The 20828-nt window shown below is 71.3% G+C and carries 18 protein-coding genes and 4 tRNA genes; 15 read left to right on the forward strand and 7 right to left on the reverse strand.

Going from position 1 to position 20828, the window contains the following annotated elements:
• The first annotated feature begins 2 nt into the window (after positions 1-2).
• On the forward strand, positions 3-875 hold the full coding sequence (locus ACZYRU_RS13250) for a LysR family transcriptional regulator (RefSeq protein WP_488958079.1): 873 nt from the start codon (positions 3-5) through the stop codon (positions 873-875).
• An 8-nt stretch (positions 876-883) separates the two neighbouring features.
• Here ACZYRU_RS13250 and ACZYRU_RS13255 read toward each other — a convergent pair whose 3' ends face one another.
• From ACZYRU_RS13255 to ACZYRU_RS13265, 3 genes are read right to left on the reverse strand one after another with little or no spacing between them, the layout of a single operon-like run.
• Complete coding sequence (locus tag ACZYRU_RS13255) at positions 884-1765, reverse strand: dioxygenase family protein (RefSeq protein WP_488957557.1); 882 nt, start codon at positions 1763-1765, stop codon at positions 884-886.
• Entirely contained in the window at positions 1762-2817 is a 1056-nt protein-coding gene (locus ACZYRU_RS13260) for a maleylacetate reductase (protein ID WP_488957558.1), read from the reverse strand. Before ACZYRU_RS13260 ends, ACZYRU_RS13255 begins: the two co-directional genes overlap by 4 nt.
• Entirely contained in the window at positions 2814-4610 is a 1797-nt protein-coding gene (locus ACZYRU_RS13265) for an FAD-dependent oxidoreductase (protein WP_488957559.1), read from the reverse strand. Before ACZYRU_RS13265 ends, ACZYRU_RS13260 begins: the two co-directional genes overlap by 4 nt.
• A gap of 118 nt (positions 4611-4728) precedes the next feature.
• Between ACZYRU_RS13265 and ACZYRU_RS13270 the strand changes: the two genes are divergently transcribed.
• Together ACZYRU_RS13270 and ACZYRU_RS13275 are read left to right on the forward strand one after the other, a co-directional pair.
• Complete coding sequence (locus ACZYRU_RS13270; RefSeq protein WP_488957560.1) at positions 4729-5655, forward strand: helix-turn-helix domain-containing protein; 927 nt, start codon at positions 4729-4731, stop codon at positions 5653-5655.
• A gap of 15 nt (positions 5656-5670) precedes the next feature.
• Positions 5671-6267, forward strand: coding sequence for a TMEM175 family protein (locus ACZYRU_RS13275; protein ID WP_488957561.1), 597 nt, complete (start codon positions 5671-5673; stop codon positions 6265-6267).
• 66 nt (positions 6268-6333) lie between these two features.
• On the opposite strand, the gene ACZYRU_RS13280 is transcribed toward ACZYRU_RS13275, so the two are convergent.
• From ACZYRU_RS13280 to ACZYRU_RS13290, 3 genes are all read right to left on the reverse strand, one after another.
• Positions 6334-6408 (reverse strand) — tRNA-Val (locus tag ACZYRU_RS13280).
• Between the two features lie 17 nt (positions 6409-6425).
• A tRNA-Cys gene (locus ACZYRU_RS13285) sits at positions 6426-6496 on the reverse strand.
• A 50-nt stretch (positions 6497-6546) separates the two neighbouring features.
• Positions 6547-6619, reverse strand: a tRNA-Gly gene (locus ACZYRU_RS13290).
• A gap of 145 nt (positions 6620-6764) precedes the next feature.
• Here ACZYRU_RS13290 and ACZYRU_RS13295 point away from each other — a divergent pair.
• Entirely contained in the window at positions 6765-7592 is an 828-nt protein-coding gene (locus tag ACZYRU_RS13295; RefSeq protein WP_488957562.1) for an aminotransferase class IV, read from the forward strand.
• Here the strand turns inward: ACZYRU_RS13295 and ACZYRU_RS13300 are convergent.
• Complete coding sequence (locus tag ACZYRU_RS13300; RefSeq protein ID WP_488957563.1) at positions 7573-8748, reverse strand: GAF domain-containing protein; 1176 nt, start codon at positions 8746-8748, stop codon at positions 7573-7575. The genes ACZYRU_RS13295 and ACZYRU_RS13300 overlap by 20 nt on opposite strands.
• Positions 8749-8841: 93 nt before the next feature.
• Here ACZYRU_RS13300 and ACZYRU_RS13305 point away from each other — a divergent pair, with 93 nt between their 5' ends.
• The 11 genes from ACZYRU_RS13305 to ACZYRU_RS13355 all read left to right on the forward strand — a co-directional run bounded on the left by ACZYRU_RS13305 (position 8842) and on the right by ACZYRU_RS13355 (position 20807).
• Positions 8842-10674: an NAD(P)-binding domain-containing protein gene (locus ACZYRU_RS13305; protein ID WP_488957564.1), complete on the forward strand. Its 1833-nt coding sequence runs from the start codon at positions 8842-8844 to the stop codon at positions 10672-10674.
• A gap of 95 nt (positions 10675-10769) precedes the next feature.
• Positions 10770-10841 (forward strand) — tRNA-Val (locus ACZYRU_RS13310).
• Positions 10842-10967: 126 nt separating this feature from the next.
• The gene (locus ACZYRU_RS13315) at positions 10968-13586 is read left to right on the forward strand and encodes a PKD domain-containing protein (RefSeq protein ID WP_488957565.1); all 2619 of its coding nucleotides are present in this window, start codon (positions 10968-10970) and stop codon (positions 13584-13586) included.
• Between the two features lie 77 nt (positions 13587-13663).
• Positions 13664-13951, forward strand: a complete 288-nt coding sequence (locus ACZYRU_RS13320) for an excalibur calcium-binding domain-containing protein (RefSeq protein ID WP_488957566.1) — start codon at positions 13664-13666, stop codon at positions 13949-13951.
• Between the two features lie 107 nt (positions 13952-14058).
• Positions 14059-16041 (forward strand): threonine--tRNA ligase, encoded by a 1983-nt coding sequence (gene thrS, locus ACZYRU_RS13325; RefSeq protein WP_488957567.1) that lies wholly within the window; start codon positions 14059-14061, stop codon positions 16039-16041.
• A 3-nt stretch (positions 16042-16044) separates the two neighbouring features.
• Positions 16045-17040 (forward strand): glycoside hydrolase family 25 domain-containing protein, encoded by a 996-nt coding sequence (locus ACZYRU_RS13330; RefSeq protein ID WP_488957568.1) that lies wholly within the window; start codon positions 16045-16047, stop codon positions 17038-17040.
• A gap of 40 nt (positions 17041-17080) precedes the next feature.
• Complete coding sequence (locus tag ACZYRU_RS13335; RefSeq protein ID WP_488957569.1) at positions 17081-17827, forward strand: TetR/AcrR family transcriptional regulator; 747 nt, start codon at positions 17081-17083, stop codon at positions 17825-17827.
• Positions 17824-18372: an HIT family protein gene (locus ACZYRU_RS13340; protein ID WP_488957570.1), complete on the forward strand. Its 549-nt coding sequence runs from the start codon at positions 17824-17826 to the stop codon at positions 18370-18372. The genes ACZYRU_RS13335 and ACZYRU_RS13340 overlap by 4 nt, the downstream gene beginning before the upstream one ends.
• 14 nt (positions 18373-18386) lie before the next feature.
• A complete protein-coding gene (pgsA, locus tag ACZYRU_RS13345) occupies positions 18387-19028 on the forward strand; it encodes a phosphatidylinositol phosphate synthase (protein WP_488957571.1) in 642 nt (213 codons plus the stop codon).
• A gap of 132 nt (positions 19029-19160) precedes the next feature.
• Positions 19161-20054: a pyridoxal 5'-phosphate synthase lyase subunit PdxS gene (pdxS, locus tag ACZYRU_RS13350; RefSeq protein ID WP_488957572.1), complete on the forward strand. Its 894-nt coding sequence runs from the start codon at positions 19161-19163 to the stop codon at positions 20052-20054.
• Between the two features lie 231 nt (positions 20055-20285).
• A complete protein-coding gene (locus tag ACZYRU_RS13355) occupies positions 20286-20807 on the forward strand; it encodes an alternate-type signal peptide domain-containing protein (protein WP_488957573.1) in 522 nt (173 codons plus the stop codon).
• Positions 20808-20828: the final 21 nt, after the last annotated feature.

Consider the following 20828-nt stretch of genomic DNA (forward strand, 5'->3'; position numbering starts at 1 on the left):
AGCTGCACTTCAGCCGCGCGGCCGCGCGCGTGTTCCTCACGCAGCAGGCCCTGAGCAGGCAGATCAAGGAGCTCGAGGAGGAGCTGGGAGTCCAGCTCTTCGAGCGGACCACCCGCAGCGTCGCGCTGACCCCGGCGGGGGAGTCCTTCCTCGTCGCCGTTCGCGACGTGCTGGAGCGCCTCGACGACGCGGTCGCCAGCGCTCGTCGTGCCGACCGGTTGCTGAGCGGGCGGATCCGGCTCGGCTTCATCCCCGGCGCCGCGCTCGAGCTGACCGCCCCGATCATGACGGCCTTCCGTGCGGCGTACCCCGACGTCGAGGTGCAGATGCGGGAGTTCCCTGCCAACGACCCGTCCGCCGGCCTGGCCTCCGGCGTCACCGACGTCGCGTTCATCCGGCTGCCGCAGGGCACCCAGCGGATCGAGACCGAGGTCCTGTTCACCGACCCGGTCGTCGCGATGGTCGCCGAGACCCATCCGCTCGCGACCCGCACCTCGGTCTCGGTGCGCGACCTGATCGCCCACCCGCTGACTCTGTCCGACACGACCGACGAGGTCTACCGCGCCTTCTGGGGCCTGTACGACGCCCGCTCCAGCCCGGGTTCCTTCGTGGCCGTGTCGTCGGTGACCGAGGAGACCTCCCTGGTCTCCGCCGGCGCGGCGATCGGCGTCACCGGCGCCGCGGTGATGACCTACGCGCCGCTGCCGGGCGTCCGGTTCCTCCCGATCGAGGACTGGCCGGGCTCGCAGGTCGCCGTCGCCTGGCACGTCGGCGAGCGCTCACCGGCCGTCGCCCGCTTCGTCGACACGGTGTGTGCCGTACGCGACCGGGAGCGGGAGGTCGTCGAGCGGATCGAGGCGCGTGGCAAGGTGTAGCGCCCGCGTCAGGCCGGGGCGAGCACGATGTCGAACCGCACCCGTGACCACGGGCCTTCGACCACGCGGCCGCCGGGGGCGGGCGTGCCGGCCGCCTGTTGCTCGAACCGCTTCACGAGCGAGTCCTTCACGCCGAAGACCGAGTCGCGGTCGAGCAGGTCGTCGCCCTCGACGAAGATGTGCGTGACCAGCGTGCGCTGTCCGGGCGCGGTGACCATGAAGTGCAGGTGCGAGGCGCGCATGGGGGAGCGGCCCGTGGCGGCGAGCATCCGGCCGACCGGGCCGTCATGGGGGATCGGGTACGGCGTCGGCGTGATCGCCCAGAATGCGTAGTTGCCGTCTGGACTGCTGAGCAAGTGCGCGCGGGCGGCGGTCCGGTCGTCGTCGTACTGGACGTCGTAGAAGCCGTCGTCGTCGGCTTCCCACACCTCGATCCGCGCGCCCGCGACGGGACTGCCATCGGTGTCGGTGACGGTGCCCTCGACCCAGCACGGCTCGCCGGCCGCTCCGCCGGCGAGGTCGCCCCCGGACTCGATCCGCGGCGAGCCGTCGACGAAGAACGGCCCGAAGACGGTGGCCTCGGTGGCGTCGCCGTGGGCCTCGTTGTTCATCGCGATGGTCTGCATCGAGGCGCCGAGGACGTCGGACAGCAGGATGAACTCCTGTCGCCGCTCATCGGTGATGTGGCCGGCGTCCGTGAGGAAGCCGATGCCGGCCTCCCACTCCGCCTCGGTGAGCCGCACCTCGCGCAGGAAGGCGTGCAGGTGCCGGGTCAGCGCCTGCACCACCTCCTTGAGCCGCGGGTCGGCGGTGGTGTCGAAGGAGCGGAGGACGCGCTCGACCAGGTCCTGTTCGCGGGCCTGCTGCTCGGCGGAGACGGGCGTGCTCATGCGGGATCGGCTCCTTCCCAGACCGCGCGGAGGAGCGCGGTGAGGTTCTCGGTGGTGACCGGCGTCGGGTTCGATGGTGGTACGACGGGCAGCACGGCCGCCACCGCGTCGGGGATCTGGTCCTCGCGGAACCCGTGGTCGCGCAGCGCTCTCGGCGCAGCGACCTTCCTGCGCAGCTGCTCGAGCCCGGCCAGGGCGGTCGGCGCACCGAAGGCCGCGGCCAGCCGGGCGTCCGCCTCCGGCGCGTTTGCCACGTTGAGCGCGAGCACGTGCGGCAGCACCGCCGCGTGGGTCTGCGCGTGCGGGAGGTCGTAGCGGCCGCCGAGCACGTGGCAGATCTTGTGGTGCAGCGCGGACCCGGCAGAGGCGAACGCGACTGCGGCGAGGTAGGCGCCGTGGATGGTCTGCTCGCGGCCCTCGATCGAGTGCGGGTCGGCGACGACGGCGGGCAGTCCGGCGCGCAGGGCACGGGCGCCCTCGGTGGCGAGGGCCGCGTTGATCGGGTCGGCTCGCGGCGCCCACAGCGAGTCGACACAGTGCGCGAGCGCGTTGAGGCCGCTGGCCACGGACATGTCCACCGGCAGGCCGGTCATCAGCGTGGCGTCGTACACGACGGCGCGGGGGAGCACCCGCCGGTCGATGCCGGTCGTCTTCACAGCCCCCTCGGTGAGCCCCCAGACGTCGGTGGCCTCCGAACCGGCGTACGTCGTCGGCACGGCGATGACCGGGAGGCCCGTGGTGAGCGCGACCGCCTTGCCGAGCCCGGTCGTCGAGCCGCCACCGACCGTGACGATGACGTCGACCTTCGCCTCTGCCGCGGCGGCGCGGGCGCGCTCGGCGACCTCGACGGGGACGTGCATGACCACCTCGTCGTACGTCAGTGCGACGGGCAGCCCCGCGGTCACCGTCGCGGCGAGATCGGCCTCCCGGTCGGAGGCGATCACCATCACGCGGGTGGCGCCGAGCGAGGCGACCTCCTCGGTGACGGCGGCGGCCGCCTCGCCGGACGCGAGCCGGACCCGCTGGGGCAGGGTGTCGTGGACGAACCTCACGCGTCCCTCCCCAGCACCGTGCTGAGCGCAGCCTGCAGGGCCGCCTCGGGGTCGTCGGCGAGAGTGTGGGCGCGCCAGGCGACGTGCTTGTCGGGTCGGATCAGGAGAGCTCCGCTCTCCTCGACCTCGCGCAGCTTGGACCAGTCGTAGTACAGGTCGGTGACCTCGCGCCCGGGGCCGATCACCACGCTCGCGAGCGCCACCCCCAGTTCGGCCGCCACCTTCTCCGCCGCGGGCACCCAGTCCTCGCCGGCGACGCCGGTGATCAGCGTCCAGCGGTCGTACGGCGCCAGGTCCATCATCGCGAGCTTCGCGACGTTGTCGCCGACCCACGCGTGCGGCAGGTGGGCGCCGGGCGAGGTCGACATGACGTGGTAGAGGTCCTCGTCGGCGCTGGGGGCGGGCCGGGTGCCGTCGGAGACGATCGCCCGCGACCCGTAGAACTGGCCGAGCTCGACCCCGTGGGCGTTGAACTCGTAGTTCTTGCGGTCCATCGCCGTCACCAGCGCGGCCCGGCGGGCCGCGCCGTCGGGGGTGTTGTCCTTGCGCTGCTCGATCACCGCCGCCATCTCGGCCGGGTCGGTGAGCCCGGTGATGCCGAGCGCGTCGAAGATCTCCGCGAACTCGCGGGCGCTCCGGTTGGCGCGGGTGACGATCCGCTTCGCGACCGGCGCGCGCTCCTCCGAGTAGCTCTCCAGCAGGCTCGGGTCGGCCTCGCCCCTGAGGACCGCGGCCAGCTTCCACGCCAGGTTGTAGGAGTCCTGGACCGACGTGTTGGAGCCGAGGCCGTTGCTCGGCGGGTGCCGGTGGATGGCGTCACCGACGCAGAACACCCGTCCCTGCTGCAGATGGGTCGCGTACATCTCGTTGACGCCCCACAGCGAGTACCCGGTGATCTCCGGCTCCAGGTCGGGCATCCCGAGCAGGTCGCGCACGATCCGTGCGGCCTCGGCGTCGTCGAGGTGCGGTGGTTCCTCGTTGATGTCGTAGCCCCACACGATCAGCCACTCGTCCCACGGCCGCACCATGCGGACCAGTCCGGTGCCGATCCCGCCGACGTTGGAGCCGGGCTGGATCACCCAGTAGAGGACGGAGGGCCGGTGGTCGACGTACGCGCTGATGTCGGCCTTGAAGGTGATGTTCATCGACCCGGCGATGTCCATCGCGCCCTCGAACGGCAGGTCGATGTCGGCGGCGACCTTGGAGCGCGCGCCGTCCGCGCCGATCAGGTAGCGGCAGCGGATCGTGTACTCGTGGCCGGTGAGCCGGTCGCACACCCGCACGTCGACCTTGTCGTCGTCCTGCACGTGGGAGAGGTACTCGGTCGAGAAGCGTGCCTGGGTGCCGCGCTCGGTCGCGTTGCGGACCAGGATCGGCTCGAGGTAGGTCTGGGGGATGTCGACGGTCAGGCACGGTGAGGCGAGCTGGTAGTCGGCCTCGCGGTCGGGCCGGGTGCCCCAGGTGTGGATCCGGCCGATCTCCTCGCCGGCAATGCTCGTGCAGAAGACGGTGTCGCCGCACAGCTCGTGGGGCGTCGCGTCGGCGAGGACCTGCTGCTCGATGCCGAGGTCCCGGAAGACCTCCATCGCGCGCTGGTTGGTGATGTGGGCGCGTGGGGTGTTCGCCGTCCAGCGGTACTTGGTGATCATGATGTTCGGGACCCCGAGGGTGCTCAGGAGGAGCGCCGCCGCAGCGCCGCCGGGGCCCGAGCCGACGACCAGCACGTCGGTCTCGACCACGTCCTCGACCGCGGGCAGCTCGGTGTCGGCGATCCCGTCGTTGAACTCAGCCATGTCCCCGAGACTGCGGGCTCGGCTGTGGCGGCCGCCACACCAGCGGGCGGTGATGGCGGAAATGCGCACCTCTGGCGCACCTCTGGCGCATTGATGGTTGACATGTCATCCTTTCTGCATGTGGGCGGTTCCGGAAGCTCGGATCTTCGAGGTCGGCGACGTGGCCGAGGTCGGAGCGTGGGAGCGGCACAACGCCGAGGCCCTGATCGAGCTCGCCTGCGCGATCCCCGCGGGCCCGTTCCGTGCCCGGGAGGTGAACCTGCAGGTCGACCGGGTCCGGGTGGCTCACGTGTCCGGTACGCCGCACACGGTGGCCCGCGATGCCGCTCTCGTGGAGTCCCGGCCGGTCGACGCGATCGCCGTGTACGCCGCACTGCGTGGCGAGGCGCTGCTCGAGTCCGGCGGTCGCCGCCAGGTCGTCCGTCCGGGCCAGCTCCTGGTCTGCGACGCCGATCGCCCGTTCCTGCGCGGGTTCGGGCACGGGCTCGAGGAGCTCGCCGTCACGGTTCCGCGGGCGGCCTTTGCCGAGCTGACCGGCCTCGACTCGGTTGCCGAGCCGCTGGTGGTCGACGCGGCCGGCGCCGGCGCGGACCCGCACGCCCGGGCGCTGGTCCGGCTGGTCGGGCGGGCGGTGGCGGCCGACGTACGCGTGCCGGCGGACGAGCGCGCCGTCCTCGAGCTGGTCTCGGTCCTCGCCGCCGGCTCCCGCGGTTCCCTCGCCGTCGCCCACCGGGTCGCCGCCCGCGCGTACATCGATGACCACCTCACCGACCCGACCTTGTCCGCGGCATCCGTCGCCGCGGGCGCGGGCATCAGCGAGCGTCAGCTGTCCCGCGTCCTCGCCGACGCCGGCACGTCGGTCCCGCGCCAGGTCCTCGCCCGCCGCCTCGACCTGGCCCACGCCCTGCTCGCCGCTGGCGTCGCCTGCCGGACGGTCGACGTGGCTGCCCGCTGCGGGTTCGCCTCCCCGTCGTACTTCTCCCGGGCATTCCGTCGACGCTTCGGCCTGGCCGCGGGCGAGGTGCGGCGCAGTGCCGCCTCCTGAACCTAGGCTCCGTGCATGCACACCGGCCGCCTCGAGGCGTTCAGCGACGGCGTCCTCGCCATCGCCATCACCGTCATGGTCCTGGAGCTCAAGCCGCCGGACGGCGAGGACTGGCACGCCCTGCTCCACTCCACGGGCCTGGGCCTGCTGACGTACGTGCTCAGCTTCGTCTACATCGGCATCTACTGGAGCAACCACCACCACCTGTTCCAGCTGGTCGACCACGTCGACGGCGCGGTGTTGTGGGCCAACCTGCACCTTCTCTTCTGGCTCAGCCTCTACCCGTTCACCACGGCCTGGCTCGACGAGAGCCGGATCGCCGAGGTGCCCACGATCGTCTACGGCATCAACCTGCTCGGCGCGGCCATCGCCTACTTCCTCGTCCAGCTGGTCGTCGAGCGCACGCCCTCCGGCCAGCGCACGAAGGAGGCGCTCGGCAACGACCTCAAGGGCAAGCTCTCGCCCGTCCTCTACATCGCCGGCATCCTGCTCGCGCTGTGGGAGCCGGTCGCCGGGCTCGTGCCGATGGTCGTGGTGGCGGCGATGTGGCTGGTGCCGGACCGGCGGGTGGAGCGATTCCTGGCGGGGGAGAGAGGTGAGGGCGCGGAGTGAGGGCGGGCGCCGAAACCAAGAAACCGGCCAGATCCGTGGGATCTGGCCGGCTTCGTGCCCGAAGGCTGGTGGGCGATACTGGGTTTGAACCAGTGACCTCTTCCGTGTCAAGGAAGCGCGCTACCGCTGCGCCAATCGCCCCTGTGGAGTTGTCTGTGAGGTGGGTACGGGATTTGAACCCGTGTACACGGATTTGCAGTCCGTTGCCTCGCCTCTCGGCCAACCCACCGCGGCGGCCCTACACACTGGCCTGGTCAGGCAGTGGGTCTGACCACTCCGAGCGGACGACGAGGCTCGAACTCGCGACCTCAACCTTGGCAAGGTTGCGCTCTACCAACTGAGCTACGTCCGCATCGCACCACGTTCTTGGCCTTTCGGCCCGCCCTGCGGTGCGTTGAGAACATTAGCCGATGGGGTGAACGGCGCCAAAACGGGGGTCCACTTCCGGCATGTCGCCGGTTCCTCAGGCGTGGATCGGGGCCTTCTACGCTGGCCTCATGCGCGTGTGGATCAACGGCCGAGTCCTGTCCGACCCGATGGCGCCGGCGGTGCCGGTGACCGATCACGGGCTCACCGTCGGCGACGCCGTGTTCGAGGCGGTCAAGGTCGTCGACGGCAAGCCGTTCGCGCTGCAGCGCCACCTCGAGCGGCTCGAGCGGTCGGCGGCGGGGCTGGGGCTGGTGGGCCTCGACACCGATGCCGTACGACGAGGAGTGGTCGCCGTGCTCGATGGCGACGCGATGCCGCTGGGCCGGCTGCGGATCACCGTCACGGGCGGCAATGCGCCGCTGGGCAGCGGGCGTGGTGACGACCCGCTGACGACGATCGTGGTGGCGGCCCCGATGGCTCCCGCCCCGGAGACCACCGCGGTGATCACCGTGCCGTGGCCGCGCAACGAGCGGGGGCCGCTCGCCGGGCTGAAGACGACGTCGTACGCCGAGAACGTGGTCGCGCTGGCAGCAGCCCGCGAGAAGGGCGCCAGCGAGGCGGTGTTCGCCAACCTGGCCGGCCACCTGTGCGAGGGGACCGGCACCAACGTCTTCTACGTCGTCGACGGAGAGGTGCGGACGCCGACCCTGGCGGGCGGGTGCCTGGCCGGGGTCACCCGGGCGCTGGTGCTCGAGTGGTTCGGCGCGACGGAGGTCGACGAGCCGATCGACGTGGCGGCCACCGCCGACGAGGTCTTCCTGGTCTCGACGACCCGCGACGTGCAGGGCGTGCACCGCTGGGACGACCGTGAGCTGCCGGCCCCCGGCCCCGTGACGAAGCAGGCCGCAGCGACCTGGCGGGAGCGCGAGGCGGCGCTCATCGGGATGGATCGTTGATCGTCAGGCTGACGCCCTCGCCGAGCCGGTAGGGGTTGGTCGCGAGCAGCGCACCGAGCACCCGGCGCAGCCGCGAGATCTCGGCGCGGACGGTCACCTGACGCCCGCTGTCGCCGTACAGCACCTGGCTGAGGCGGCCCGCGGACACACCGGCCGGGCCGGCAGCGGCGATCGCCGCGAGCAGCTCGGCATGGCGGGGTGTGAGCGCGACCCGCCACGGGGACTCGCCGCCACGGACCTCGAGGGTCGCCGGCGCGCTGCGGAGGTCGAGCACGGCCGACAGCACGTGGGCCGAGGCGGACGGCCGGATCAGCCAGCCGCCACGGAGTCGCTCGGGCAGGCACAACCCCAGACCGGGTACGGCGAGCGCCCGGTCGGGTTGAGGTGTCTCGACCCGGTCGCGGACGGCGACGCCCTGGTGGGCGGCGACCCAGCCGTGGTCGTCGACCACGAGCAACGGGCCGTTGGCGCCGGAGAGCAGCGGCTCCGCCGTACGCCGCAACTGGTCGAGACGCTCCTCGTGGTGGCGCCACAGCCGGGCCTCGGCGAGGCGGACCGATGCCGTGACCAGGGCCTCGATCGCCGGGTGCAGCGTGAGGGCGGGGCCGCTGACGTCGACGATGCCGAGCAGCGAGCCGTCGATCGGGTCGTGGATGGGGGAGGCCGTGCAGTACCAGGGCACCTGCGCGTTCTCGAAGTGCTCGGCCGAGAACAGCTGCACCGGGGCCGCCTCCGCGAGCGCGGTCCCGATCGCGTTGGTGCCGACCGCCTGCTCGGTCCAGGTCGCACCGTCGGTGAACCCGAGCCCGTCGGCCTGCCGCTTCACCCGCGGTGAACCGCTGCGCCACAGCACCACGCCCTCGGCATCGGTCACCACGACCAGGTAGTTGGACGCGTCGGCAGCGCTCAGCAGCAGCTCGCGGATCTCGTCGATGACCAGCGAGAGGCGCGACGTACGACGGCGCTCCTCGACCTCCGACGGCGGCAGCGGGTCGCGACCATTGCGGCCGTCCGGGTCGATCCCGAGGCTCAGCACGCGGGTCCACGACCGCGCCACGACGGCCCGCGGCCGCTCGGGCGGCGCGGACCCGGAGAGCACCGCATCGTGGATCCGGACCAGGTCGCGGGCCCGCATCGCGAGGTCGTGCGTGGCCATGTCACCACCGTAGGCGGTGCGATGTGATCGGGGCCACATGCAACAACGTGCAACGGTTCCCGGCGCCGGACGTCCGGGAGTCTCCTTCTCGGCATGACCCAGCTCGACGACCGGCCCGTCACCACGGCCGACACCGACCCCGCCACCGCCTGGTTCGCGGCCTTCGAGGACGCCCTCGCGGCCCGCGACATCGACCGCGCCGCCGGCCTGTTCGCCGCGACCAGCTTCTGGCGCGACCTGATCGCCTTCTCCTGGAACCTGACCACCGTCGAGAACCCCGACGGCGTCGCCGACCTGCTCGCGAACACCCTCGACCGGGTCGACCCGCACGGCTTCCGGCTCACCGAGCCGGCCGACACCGCCGACGGCGTCACCACCGCATGGTTCGAGTTCGAGACCTCCGTCGGCCGCGGTCGCGGCCTGGTCCGGGTCGTCGACCCCGGTGACGGCGACGGACCGAAGGCGTGGACCTTCCTCACCACCCTGTTCGAGCTCAAGGGTCACGAGGAGCCGAAGGGCGTACGACGCCCGATGGGCGCCGTGCACGGCGCCACCAAGGAACGCGTGACCTGGCTGGAGAAGCGCCAGGCCGAGGACGCCGCGCTCGGCGTCGACACCCAGCCGTACGTCCTGGTCGTGGGCGGCGGTCAGGGCGGCATCGCCCTCGGCGCCCGGCTGCGCCAGCTCGGCGTACCGGCCCTCGTCATCGACAAGCACCCGCGCCCGGGCGACCAGTGGCGCAACCGCTACAAGTCGCTGTGCCTGCACGACCCGGTCTGGTACGACCACCTGCCGTACCTCAAGTTCCCCGACAACTGGCCGGTCTTCGCGCCCAAGGACAGGGTCGGCGACTGGCTGGAGTTCTACACGCGGGTGATGGAGGTGCCGTACTGGTCGAACACGGTCGCCACGTCCGCGGCCTACGACGACAGCACGGGGGAGTGGACCGTCCACCTCGAGCGTGAGGGCACGCCGCTCGTGCTCAAGCCCACCCACCTGGTGATGGCGACGGGCATGTCGGGCAAGGCCAACGTGCCGACGTACCCGGGCGCCGACGTCTTCCAGGGCGAGCAGCACCATTCCTCGCAGCACCCCGGCCCCGACGCGTACGCCGGCAAGAAGGTCGTCGTGGTCGGCAGCAACAACTCGGCCTTCGACATCTGCGGCGCGCTGTGGGAGAGCGGCGCCGACGTGACGATGGTGCAGCGCTCGTCGACGCACATCGTGAAGAGCGACACCCTGATGGACATCGGCCTGGGCGACCTCTACTCCGAGCGCGCGCTCGAGAACGGCGTCACCACCGAGAAGGCCGACCTGATCTTCGCGTCGCTGCCGTACAAGATCATGCACGAGTTCCAGATCCCGCTGTACGACAAGATGCGCGAGCGCGACCAGGACTTCTACGACCGGATGGCCGCCGCCGGCTTCGACCTCGACTGGGGCGACGACGGGTCCGGCCTGTTCATGAAGTACCTGCGCCGCGGCTCGGGCTACTACATCGACGTCGGTGCCGCCGAGCTGGTGGCCAACGGCGACGTCAAGCTCGCCCACGGCCAGGTCGACCACCTGACCGAGACGTCCGTCGTACTGGCGGACGGCACGGAGCTCCCGGCCGACCTCGTCGTCTACGCCACCGGCTACGGCTCCATGAACGGCTGGGCCGCCGACCTGATCAGCCAGGAGGTCGCCGACCGCGTCGGCAAGGTCTGGGGCCTCGGCTCGGACACCACCAAGGACCCCGGCCCGTGGGAGGGCGAGCAGCGCAACATGTGGAAGCCGACCCAGCAGGAGAACCTCTGGTTCCACGGCGGCAACCTCCACCAGTCGCGCCACTACTCGCTCTACCTGGCCCTCCAGCTCAAGGCCCGGCACGTCGGCATCGACACCCCCGTGCACCGGCTGCAGGAGGTGCACCACCTCGGCTGACGCGCCCTCGGCGCGGGCCTGATGTGATCCCGATGCGAGCCGCGGTCGCGAGATGCGTTAGAGTCTCCGACCGCGGTTCCTTCGGGTCCGCGTCCGGGCGATTGGCGCAGTGGTAGCGCGCTTCGTTCACACCGAAGAGGTCACTGGTTCGAACCCAGTATCGCCCACCGGAGAACCACCAGAGCCGCACTCCCCGAGTGCGGCTCTCGTGCATTTCAGCCGACCGCGGCGTCGGCCCGCTTCACCGAATCGGGGTATGCGCGGGCCGCCGGACCGTTCCTACTGTCGAACCCATGAAGCTCCCAGCCGCGGCGGCTGTCGTGCTCGGCGCGACCAGCCTGGCCCTCGTCCCCACGCCACCGTCCGCCACGGCCGCGGTGCCGACGGTGGTGGCGAGCCTGGTGCAGAACATCTCGACGGCGGCGTGGTCGACGCCGCTGCCCGACCCGGCGGGCATCACCTACCTGCCGGGGCGCGACCACTTCCTGATCTCCGACTCCGAGGTCGACGAGACGCCGATCTACCAGAACGTGAACATCCTGGAGACGACCCGGACCGGGACGATCGTGGACCGGGGCGTCACGTCGGCGTACAGCCACGAGGCGGCCGGCATCGCCAGCAATCCGTCCAACGGCCACGTGTACGTGTCGGACGACGACCAGTTCCGGGTGCACGAGATCACCGCCGGGGCGGACGGACGGTACGGCACGGCCGACGACGGGCACACCTCGATCAGCACGGCGGCGTTCGGGAGCACCGACCCGGAGGACGTGACCTACTTCCCGCCGACCGGCGAGCTGTTCGTGCTCGACGGGGCGGACAACGACGTGCACCGGGTCTCGCCGGGACCGAACGGGGTCTTCGACGGGGTCGCGCCGACGGGGGACGACACCTCGACCGAGTTCGACATCCAGCGGTACGGCGCCGAGGACCCCGAGGGCATCGGCTACCACCCGGGCCGCGGCACGCTCGTGGTGGTCGACAGCACCTCGGACCGCATCTACGAGCTCAACCGCGACCTCGTCCTCGTCTCCCAGATCGACATCGGCGCCTCCAACCAGGTGTTCGCGGCCGGTGTCGCCGTGGCGCCCGCGAGCAACGACCCGAGCCGCTACGACTACTACGTGGTCGACCGTGGTGTCGACAACGACGTGGCGCCCAACGAGAACGACGGCCGGCTCTACGAGCTGCGCGCCGACCTGCCGCCGATCGGCAACCTCGCGCCGGTGGTGGACGTCACCAAGGACGCACCCGTCGAGGTCGGTACGCCGATCGACGTGACGGCCACCGTCCGCGACGACGGCGTACCCGCGCCGGCGACCCTGCAGTGGAGCACCGTGTCCGGCCCGGGCCCCGTGAGCTTCTCGGCGCCCACGCAGCCGCAGACCAGCGCCACCTTCACCACGCCGGGCAGCTACGTCCTGCGCGCCACGGCGTCCGACGGCCAGCTCACCGGGTCCGACGACGTCACCATCACCGTCGTCGCCCGCGGCGCACCACGCCCGCTCGACACGCCGGTCGCCAAGGCCTTCGACGACGTCGAGCAGCGACCTAGCGGGTTCGCCGACTGGCTGGGCGCGACGCTGAACATCCCCAACGCGGGCGCCACCACGCAGACCATCGGCATCCGGTTCGCCGGCCTCTCCGTACCGGTCGGGGCGACCGTCACCGAGGCCTGGATCCAGTTCGCCGCGAGCGGCTCGACCAGCGGCACCACGTCGATCCAGGTGCGGGGCATCGCGGCCGACGACACCCCGACGTTCACCACCTCGTCCACGACCGTGTCCTCCAAGCCGAAGACCACGGCGCAGGTCGCCTGGAGCCCGGCGGCGTGGACGTCCGGGCAGCGCGGTGCGGCCCAGCGCACGACCGACCTGAAGAGCATCGTGCAGGAGGTCGTCAGCCGTCCCGGGTGGCGGCAGGGCAACGCGCTGGCCTTCGCGATGACCGGGTCCGGCGAGCGCCGGGCGTCCTCGCACGACGGCCCGACCCCGCCCGTGCTGCACCTCGCCTACACCGTGCCGCAGCAGCAGGACACGCCGCCGACGGCTGTCTTCACCTCGAGCTGCAGCGCGCTGAGCTGCAGCTTCGACGGCTCCGGCTCCTTCGACGCCCAGGGACCGCTGGCCTCGCTGCAGTGGTCGTTCGGCGACGGCGGAACCGCCACCGGCGCTCTGGCCAACCGAACCTACGCCGCCCCCGGGACGTACGACGTGTCGCTGGTCGCCACCGACTCGGCCGGGCAGACCGGCACCGTGACCCACCAGGTCACCGTCGGCGACAGCACCCCGATCGGGTTCCGGGCGCTCGCCCGGACGAACGTCAACAGCACCGCGCCGTCGGTGACGGTGCCGGCCGCCGTACGCGACGGGGACGCGATGCTGCTCTTCACGACCCTCAACGTCACGACCCTCACGGTGACGCCACCCGCCGGGTGGACCCAGCTGGCCGACTTCGTCACGGGCTCGCAGCGGACCCTGCTCTGGCGTCGCGTCGCGACCGCCACCGACGCGGGGACGCCGGTGAGCGTGCAGTTGAGCGGCTACGCGAAGGTCGCCCTCCAGCTCGCGGCGTACGCCGGCGCCTCGCGCGCGACGCCGGTCGCCCTCGTCGCCACTCGCGGCGACCCCGCCAACACGCTCGACCACCCGACCCCTGCGGTCGCGGTGAACGGCGCCGGTCGCTGGGTGGTGTCGTACTGGGCCGACAAGTCGTCGGCGACCACCGACTGGCGGCCACCTGCCGGTGTCGCGGTCCGCGACGAGACGATCGGCAGCAGCGGCGGCCACATCGACGCCCTCCTCGCCGACGGCGGGGGAGCGGCGCCCGAGGGGACCTCCCCCGCGCTGACCGCCTCGACCGATGCGTCCAGCCGGGCGGCGATGATCACGGTGGTGCTGCAGCCGGGGTGACCGGTGCAGCGCCGGGAGGGTCCCGACCTGCCGCGTTCGCCGGACACGACGCGGATGTCGACCTACGCTCCAGCGCCATGAAGAGCCGTCGTCTCGCCGCCGTCCTCGCCACCGTCGCCCTGGTGGCACCCGCCTCGCTCGTCCTGGCCTCGCCTGCCGGGGCCGCGACCGGGAAGTACTACTCGAGCTGCACCAAGCTGGCGAAGGACTACCCGCACGGCGTCGCGAAGGGTGCCGGTGCGGCCTCGGCGCAGGTCGCCGAGGGCTACGGCCGCCCGGCGTACGGCACGAAGGCGCGCGAGGTCTACGCCCGCAACAGGAGCCGCCTCGACCGCGACAACGACGGCACCGCCTGCGAGCGCTGACCCGCTGCGGCAACTGCCGCGCGGGACGCCCGGTCGGCTCGGTACGATCGTGACCTGGTGCGCCGTCCGGTCGCGCCGCTGTCACGAACCACCGAGGGAGTCCTTCCGTGCCCGACATCAAGGTCGCCGTACTCAACCCTGACGCACGCCAGGAGGAGACGGTCACGGAGGGCACGAAGGCGTGGGAGGTCTTCCGCGAGGAGGCCGACGTCATCGCGGCGCGTGTCAACGGCCAGCTCAAGGACCTCTCCTACGAGCTGGCCGACGGCGACGAGGTCGAGGGCGTGCTCATCGGCAGCCCCGACGGTCTCGACATCCTGCGGCACTCGACCGCGCACGTGCTGGCGCAGGCCGTGCAGCAGGTGTTCCCGGAGGCCAGGCTCGGCATCGGTCCGCCGATCCACGACGGCTTCTACTACGACTTCGACGTCGAGACCCCGTTCGTGCCCGAGGACCTCGTCAAGCTCGAGACCGCGATGCGCAAGATCGTCAAGGAGAACCAGCGCTTCGACCGCCGGGTCACCACCGACGAGGACGCGCTGGTCGAGCTCGCCGACGAGCCCTACAAGGTCGAGCTGATCGGCCTCAAGGGCAATGCCGGCGAGGCGGCCGAGGGCGCGAGCGCCGAGGTCGGTGCCGGCGAGCTGACCATCTACGACAACATCAACCGCAACGGCGAGGTCGCCTGGAAGGACCTCTGCCGGGGCCCGCACCTGCCGACCACCAAGCGGATCCCCGCGTTCAAGCTGATGCGGAGCGCGGCGGCGTACTGGCGCGGCGACGAGAAGAACAAGCAGCTCCAGCGCATCTACGGCACCGCCTGGCCGAGCAAGGACGAGCTCGAGGCCCACCTGCACCGCCTCGAGGAGGCCGAGCGCCGCGACCACCGCAAGCTCGGTCGCGAGCTCGACCTGTTCTCGTTCCCCGACGAGATCGGCTCCGGCCTGCCGGTGTTCCACCCCAAGGGCGGCGTGATCAAGCGGGAGATGGAGGACTACGTCCGCCGCCGGCACATCGAGGAGGGCTTCTCGTACGTCGGCACGCCCCACATCTCCAAGGACGGCCTGTTCCACACCTCCGGCCACCTGCCGCACTACGCCGACACGATGTTCCCGCCGATGGAGTTCGAGGGCGCGAACTACCAGCTGAAGGCGATGAACTGCCCGATGCACAACCTGATCTTCAGCAGCCGCGGGCGCTCCTACCGCGAGCTGCCGCTGCGGCTCTTCGAGTTCGGCAGCGTCTACCGCTACGAGAAGTCCGGCGTGATCCACGGCCTGACCCGGGTGCGTGGCTTCGCCCAGGACGACTCGCACTCCTACTGCACGCCCGAGCAGGCGCCGGCCGAGGTCAAGCACCTGCTCGACTTCATGCTGAGCGTGCTGCGCGACTTCGGCCTCGACGACTTCTACCTCGAGCTGTCGACGCGCGACGACAGCAAGGCCGACAAGTTCATCGGCAGCGACGAGGACTGGGCGACCGCCACCGCGATCCTCGAGCAGGTCGCCACCGAGTCGGGCCTCGAGCTCGTCCCCGACCCGGGCGGCGCGGCCTTCTACGGCCCGAAGATCTCGGTCCAGGCCAAGGACGCCATCGGCCGCACCTGGCAGATGGGCACGGTCCAGTACGACTTCAACCAGCCGGCGCGGTTCGGCCTGGAGTACACCACCTCCGACGGTTCCAAGCAGCAGCCGGTGATGATCCACTCCGCGAAGTTCGGCTCGATCGAGCGCTTCCTCGGCGTCCTCGTCGAGCACTACGCGGGCGCCTTCCCTCCGTGGCTGGCCCCGGTGCAGGTCGTCGGCATCCCCGTTGCCGACGCCTTCACCGACTACCTCTACGAGGTCACGAACCAGCTCAAGGCGCGGGGGATCCGGGTCGAGGTCGACGAGTCGGACGACCGGTTCCAGAAGAAGATCCGCAACGCGCAGCTGCAGAAGATCCCGTTCATGCTCATCGCCGGTGGTGAGGACGTGGAGAAGGGCGCCGTCAGCTTCCGCTACCGCGACGGGCGCCAGGACAACGGCGTACCGATCGACGAGGCCATCGCCCGCGTGGTCGCCGCGGTCGAGTCCCGCGAGCAGGTCTGAGCGATGGAGGGCGGCGGTCGTCGGGCGGCGCTCGCCTGCGCCACCGCGGCCCTCGCCGTCGTGCTGACTGGTTGCGGCGGGTCCACGCCCTCGGGCGCCCCGCCCCTCCCGCCGGTCAGTACGCCGAGCGCCACCGACACCGCGGTCGACGGCGCGCCCGGCGGTGACGCCGGCGACCCCGGCGCCGACGCGAGCGACCTGGCCAGGCTGGCCGAGGAGGCTGCGCGGGGTGCCAGCAAGGGCCCGACGAGCAACATCGCGCCGCGCGACGGCGAGGTGCTCGGCGGCGACGTGAGCTGGCCGCAGTGCCCGCCGGGCATGGGCATCCCCGAGAAGCAGGGCAAGGGGCTGCCGATGCCGCTGCCCGAGGCGGAGTACGTCGTCCTCGGCCTCACCAACGGCCCCGGCTTCACGCCCAACCCGTGCCTGGCCGACCAGGTCGCCTGGGCGAAGAGCAACGACGTCCTCGTCTCGGTCTACGCCGTGTCGAGCTACCCGAGCGCCGAGACGCTGAAGAAGTACGGCGCCGACGGTCCGTACGACGCGACCGACCGGCTCGGGAAGCTGCGCAACGTCGGCTACCAGCAGGCGCGGTTCAACATCGGCACCATGGGCCAGGTCGGGGTGGTCAGCCCGATCGTGTGGATCGACGTCGAGCCGGTGCCGAACTTCGACTGGAGCACCGACCTGCAGGCGAACGCCGCGGTGATCGAGGGCGTGGCACGGGGCTACACCGACGCCGGCTTCACGATCGGCGTCTACTCCACGCCCCACCTCTACCGCCGCGTCGTCGGCGACCTCAGCCTCGGCGGCGTACCGGAGTGGCGCGCGGCCGGCCAGACGTCCCGCGACGAGGCACTGAACCGGTGCGGACCCGACTGGTCCATCCAGGGCGGCACCGCCGTCATGGGGCAGTGGGTCGAGCAGCAGCGCGACCTGAACCTCACCTGCCCGGGGATCGCGGCCGACCTCGGTCGCTGGTTCCACCGGTTCTCGTGACCGGGCTCGTGCCCGTGGGGCGACGTGAGAGGGTTTGCCCATGACCTCGGAGGGTGTGGACACCGAGCCGCTCGACGGGCGTCGGCGGCGCTGGCAGGAGCACAACCAGGTGCGCCGCCAGGTGATCATCGACGCTGCGATCAGCGTGCTCGAGCGCCAGGCGCCGGGCGAGGAGGTCCAGGTCCAGGCGGTCGCCGACGAGGCGGGCATGAGCCGCACCGTCATCTACCGCCACTTCGAGGACCGCTCCGACCTCGATCGGGCCGTGCAGCGGGAGATCTGCGACCAGGTCGGCGGTGAGCTGCTCCCCGCACTGTCGTACGACGGCACGCCGGACCAGATCATCCACCGCATCGTCGGCAGCTTCATCCGGTGGGCCGAGGCCCATCCCACGCTGTACTGGTTCGCCGAGCGCGACCTCGCCGGCTGGGGCCCGAGCCCGCTGAGCCAGGCGGTCGAGCAGGTCGCCGAGGGCATCGAGGGGATCATGGCCATCGTCGTCGCGGCGATGGGCGTCGAGCTCTCCGACGACGACCGGGCTGCCCTCGACCCCTGGGTGTTCGGCATGATCGGCGCCGTGTTCGCCGCGGTCCGCCGCTGGCTCGAGCGCCCCGTCCGCGAGCCCGGCATCGAGGCGTGCATCAGCATCCTGGCCGAGTCGATCTGGCTGCAGATCAACGGCATGGCGCTTTCCCGCGGCCTCAACCTGCCCGACCTGCCGGTGGCCGAGCTGCTCCAGGCGCTCAACCCCGCCGACAGTGATGCCGGCTCCGAGGGCGGCGCATGAGCCCCACCACCGGGCCCGACGGGCTCGACCGGCTCTGGACGCCGCACCGGATGGCCTATGTCCGCGGCGAGGCCGACGACCAGACCGATGCGCAGCCCGCGCACGCCGACCCGCGACCGGCCTGCCCGTTCTGCCGGATCACCGCCGACCCGGCGACGTCCACCGACGACGAGCTGGTGGTGGTGCGGGGGCGCACGGCGTACGTCGTGCTCAACCTGTACCCCTACAACCCCGGCCACCTGATGGTGCTGCCCTACCGCCACGTCGCCGACTACCTCGACCTCGACGACGAGGAGACCGACGAGGTGACCGCGCTGACCAAGGCGGCGCTGCGCACCATCCGCGCGGTCTCCCAGCCGCACGCCTTCAACGTCGGGCTCAACCTCGGGGGTGCTGCGGGTGGCTCGCTGTCGGGGCACCTGCACCAGCACGTCGTACCGCGCTGGTCGGGGGACGCGAACTTCATGACCGTCATCGGCGGCACCAAGACCTTGCCGCAGCTGTTGGGGGAGACCCGCGATCTGCTCGCGGAGGCCTGGCAGTAGTAGGTTCCTGACCCGTGTTGGAGCGCTTCAAGGAGTTCTGGGCCGGGACCGTGCTGCACCCGGTGGTGCGGCTGTTCATCCGGCTGGGCATCAGCCCCGACGCGGTGACCCTCGTCGGCACCATCGGCGTGAGTGCCGGTGCCCTGATCTTCTTCCCGCAGGGCGAGCTGCTGATCGGCGTCCTGTTCATCACGGCGTTCGTGTTCAGCGACCTGATCGACGGCCGGATGGCCCGCGAGACCGGCCGGGTCTCGAAGTTCGGCGCCTTCTGGGACTCCACCCTCGACCGGATCGGTGACGGCGCGATCTTCGGCGGCCTCGCCCTCTACTTCGCCGGCACCGGCAAGGACCAGGGCGACAGCTACCTCTACCTCTGCGTGACCCTGTGGTGCCTGGTGATGGGTTCGGTCACCTCCTACGCCCGCGCCCGCGCCGAGTCCCTCGGGATGGACGCCAGGGGCGGCATCGCCGAGCGGGCCGACCGGCTCGTCTCGATCCTCGTGATGACCGGTCTCGGGGTGTTGCTCGACCTGCCGATCCTGATGTACGTCACCCTGTGGGCACTCGCTCTCGCGAGCACCTACACGGTGGTCTTCCGGGTGCTGAAGGTACGCCGGCAGGCGCTCGCCGCCGAGGCCGGTCCGTCCGGCTCCTGAGGGATGCGACGGACCCGACGCGGCCCGTCACGGACATGTGGTGAGGCCTCTCCCGCGGCGGTGCCGGAACGAGGTGTCCGCGCTGCCTCCCCGGCGTCGGGAGGACGCGACTCGCGCCGTACGATTGGTCACATGAGCGAGCAGCAGGAGCACGGCACCACCCGGGTCAAGCGCGGCATGGCCGAGATGCTGAAGGGTGGCGTCATCATGGACGTGGTGACCCCCGACCAGGCGAAGATCGCCGAGGACGCCGGTGCGGTGGCCGTGATGGCGCTGGAGCGGGTCCCCGCGGACATCCGTGCCCAGGGTGGCGTGTCGCGGATGAGCGACCCCGACATGATCGACGGCATCATCGCCGCGGTCTCGATCCCGGTGATGGCCAAGGCCCGGATCGGGCACTTCGCCGAGGCGCAGGTGCTGCAGTCCCTGGGTGTCGACTACATCGACGAGTCCGAGGTGCTGACCCCGGCCGACTACGCGAACCACATCGACAAGTGGGCCTTCACGGTTCCGTTCGTGTGTGGTGCGACCAACCTGGGTGAGGCGCTGCGTCGGATCACCGAGGGTGCGGCGATGATCCGCTCGAAGGGTGAGGCCGGCACCGGTGACGTGTCGAACGCGGTCACCCACATGCGCACCATCCGTGCCGAGATCCGCCGGCTGGGTTCGCTGGCCGACGACGAGCTGTACGTCGCGGCGAAGGAGCTGCAGGCGCCGTACGACCTGGTGGTCGAGGTGGCCCGCACCGGCAAGCTGCCGGTGGTGCTGTTCACCGCGGGTGGCATCGCGACCCCGGCGGATGCGGCGATGATGATGCAGCTCGGTGCCGAGGGTGTGTTCGTCGGCTCGGGCATCTTCAAGTCGGGCAACCCGGCCGAGCGGGCCGAGGCGATCGTGAAGGCGACCACCTTCCACGACGACCCCGACGTGGTCGCGAAGGTCTCGCGTGGTCTGGGCGAGGCCATGGTCGGCATCAACGTCGAGGACATCCCCCAGCCCCACCGTCTGGCCGAGCGCGGCTGGTGACCCCCGGGCGGGACGATCCCGCCCACCCGCACGACCCCACCGGGGCCGTGGTCCTGATCACTCGGGACCGCGGCCCCGGGCCTGTTCCGGGACCAAAGTCCCCGTTTCCCGTACGCGCCGTGTCGTCGCGTGATTGCCTTCGTTCTGGTTGTCGGAGCGACGCTTCGCACCACGTCAGGAACACAACAGATCTGCCGGGCCTCGGGACAAGGCATGGGGACTGGAGTAGACATGAAGAAGACGACGAAGGGCGCGTTCGCGGCGGGAACCGCGGCCGTCCTGCTCATGGGTGGTGCGGGCACCCTGGCGTTCTGGACCGACAGCGGGACTGTCGCGGGCGGGACGATCACTGCTGGTGACCTCAAGATCACGGCGCCCTCCTGCGGCAACTGGACCTACGACGGCGGCGAGCAGGCCCCCGGGGCCACCTTCACTCCCGGTACGTCGCTGCTGGTGCCCGGTGACGTGATCACCAAGACCTGCACGACGGTCCTGACCGCCACCGGTGAGCACATGCGGGGCACCATCGTGGCCAGCACGCCGACCTCGATCGCGCCGTACACCGTGAACGTCAGCGCGATCACCGACGCGACCACGCCGCTGACCGCGGGCCAGACGTTCACCGAGGCCAACCACGGCGACACGCTGTCGGTGACGGTGACGGTCGCTCTCCCGGGCGCGGACACCGGCTCGCAGACCGTCACCAAGGTGCTCGACGCGATCACCCTGACGGCGACCCAGGTCCACAGCTGATCCAGGCCGGTTCGACGTTCC

The organism is Nocardioides sp. F233 (assembly GCF_057813895.1).

What these genes read in the sequence shown, in the direction of transcription:
- ACZYRU_RS13305 (WP_488957564.1), top strand. Translation starts at nt 8,842, where the DNA reads ATGACCCAGCTCGACGACCGGCCCGTCACCACGGCCGACACCGACCCC.
- ACZYRU_RS13340 (WP_488957570.1), top strand. Translation starts at nt 17,824, where the DNA reads ATGAGCCCCACCACCGGGCCCGACGGGCTCGACCGGCTCTGGACGCCG.
- ACZYRU_RS13255 (WP_488957557.1), bottom strand. Translation starts at nt 1,765, where the DNA reads ATGAGCACGCCCGTCTCCGCCGAGCAGCAGGCCCGCGAACAGGACCTG.
- ACZYRU_RS13270 (WP_488957560.1), top strand. Translation starts at nt 4,729, where the DNA reads ATGTGGGCGGTTCCGGAAGCTCGGATCTTCGAGGTCGGCGACGTGGCC.
- ACZYRU_RS13330 (WP_488957568.1), top strand. Translation starts at nt 16,045, where the DNA reads ATGGAGGGCGGCGGTCGTCGGGCGGCGCTCGCCTGCGCCACCGCGGCC.
- ACZYRU_RS13320 (WP_488957566.1), top strand. Translation starts at nt 13,664, where the DNA reads ATGAAGAGCCGTCGTCTCGCCGCCGTCCTCGCCACCGTCGCCCTGGTG.
- ACZYRU_RS13265 (WP_488957559.1), bottom strand. Translation starts at nt 4,610, where the DNA reads ATGGCTGAGTTCAACGACGGGATCGCCGACACCGAGCTGCCCGCGGTC.
- ACZYRU_RS13295 (WP_488957562.1), top strand. Translation starts at nt 6,765, where the DNA reads ATGCGCGTGTGGATCAACGGCCGAGTCCTGTCCGACCCGATGGCGCCG.
- ACZYRU_RS13355 (WP_488957573.1), top strand. Translation starts at nt 20,286, where the DNA reads ATGAAGAAGACGACGAAGGGCGCGTTCGCGGCGGGAACCGCGGCCGTC.
- ACZYRU_RS13315 (WP_488957565.1), top strand. Translation starts at nt 10,968, where the DNA reads ATGAAGCTCCCAGCCGCGGCGGCTGTCGTGCTCGGCGCGACCAGCCTG.
- ACZYRU_RS13335 (WP_488957569.1), top strand. Translation starts at nt 17,081, where the DNA reads ATGACCTCGGAGGGTGTGGACACCGAGCCGCTCGACGGGCGTCGGCGG.
- ACZYRU_RS13300 (WP_488957563.1), bottom strand. Translation starts at nt 8,748, where the DNA reads ATGGCCACGCACGACCTCGCGATGCGGGCCCGCGACCTGGTCCGGATC.
- pdxS (WP_488957572.1), top strand. Translation starts at nt 19,161, where the DNA reads ATGAGCGAGCAGCAGGAGCACGGCACCACCCGGGTCAAGCGCGGCATG.
- ACZYRU_RS13275 (WP_488957561.1), top strand. Translation starts at nt 5,671, where the DNA reads ATGCACACCGGCCGCCTCGAGGCGTTCAGCGACGGCGTCCTCGCCATC.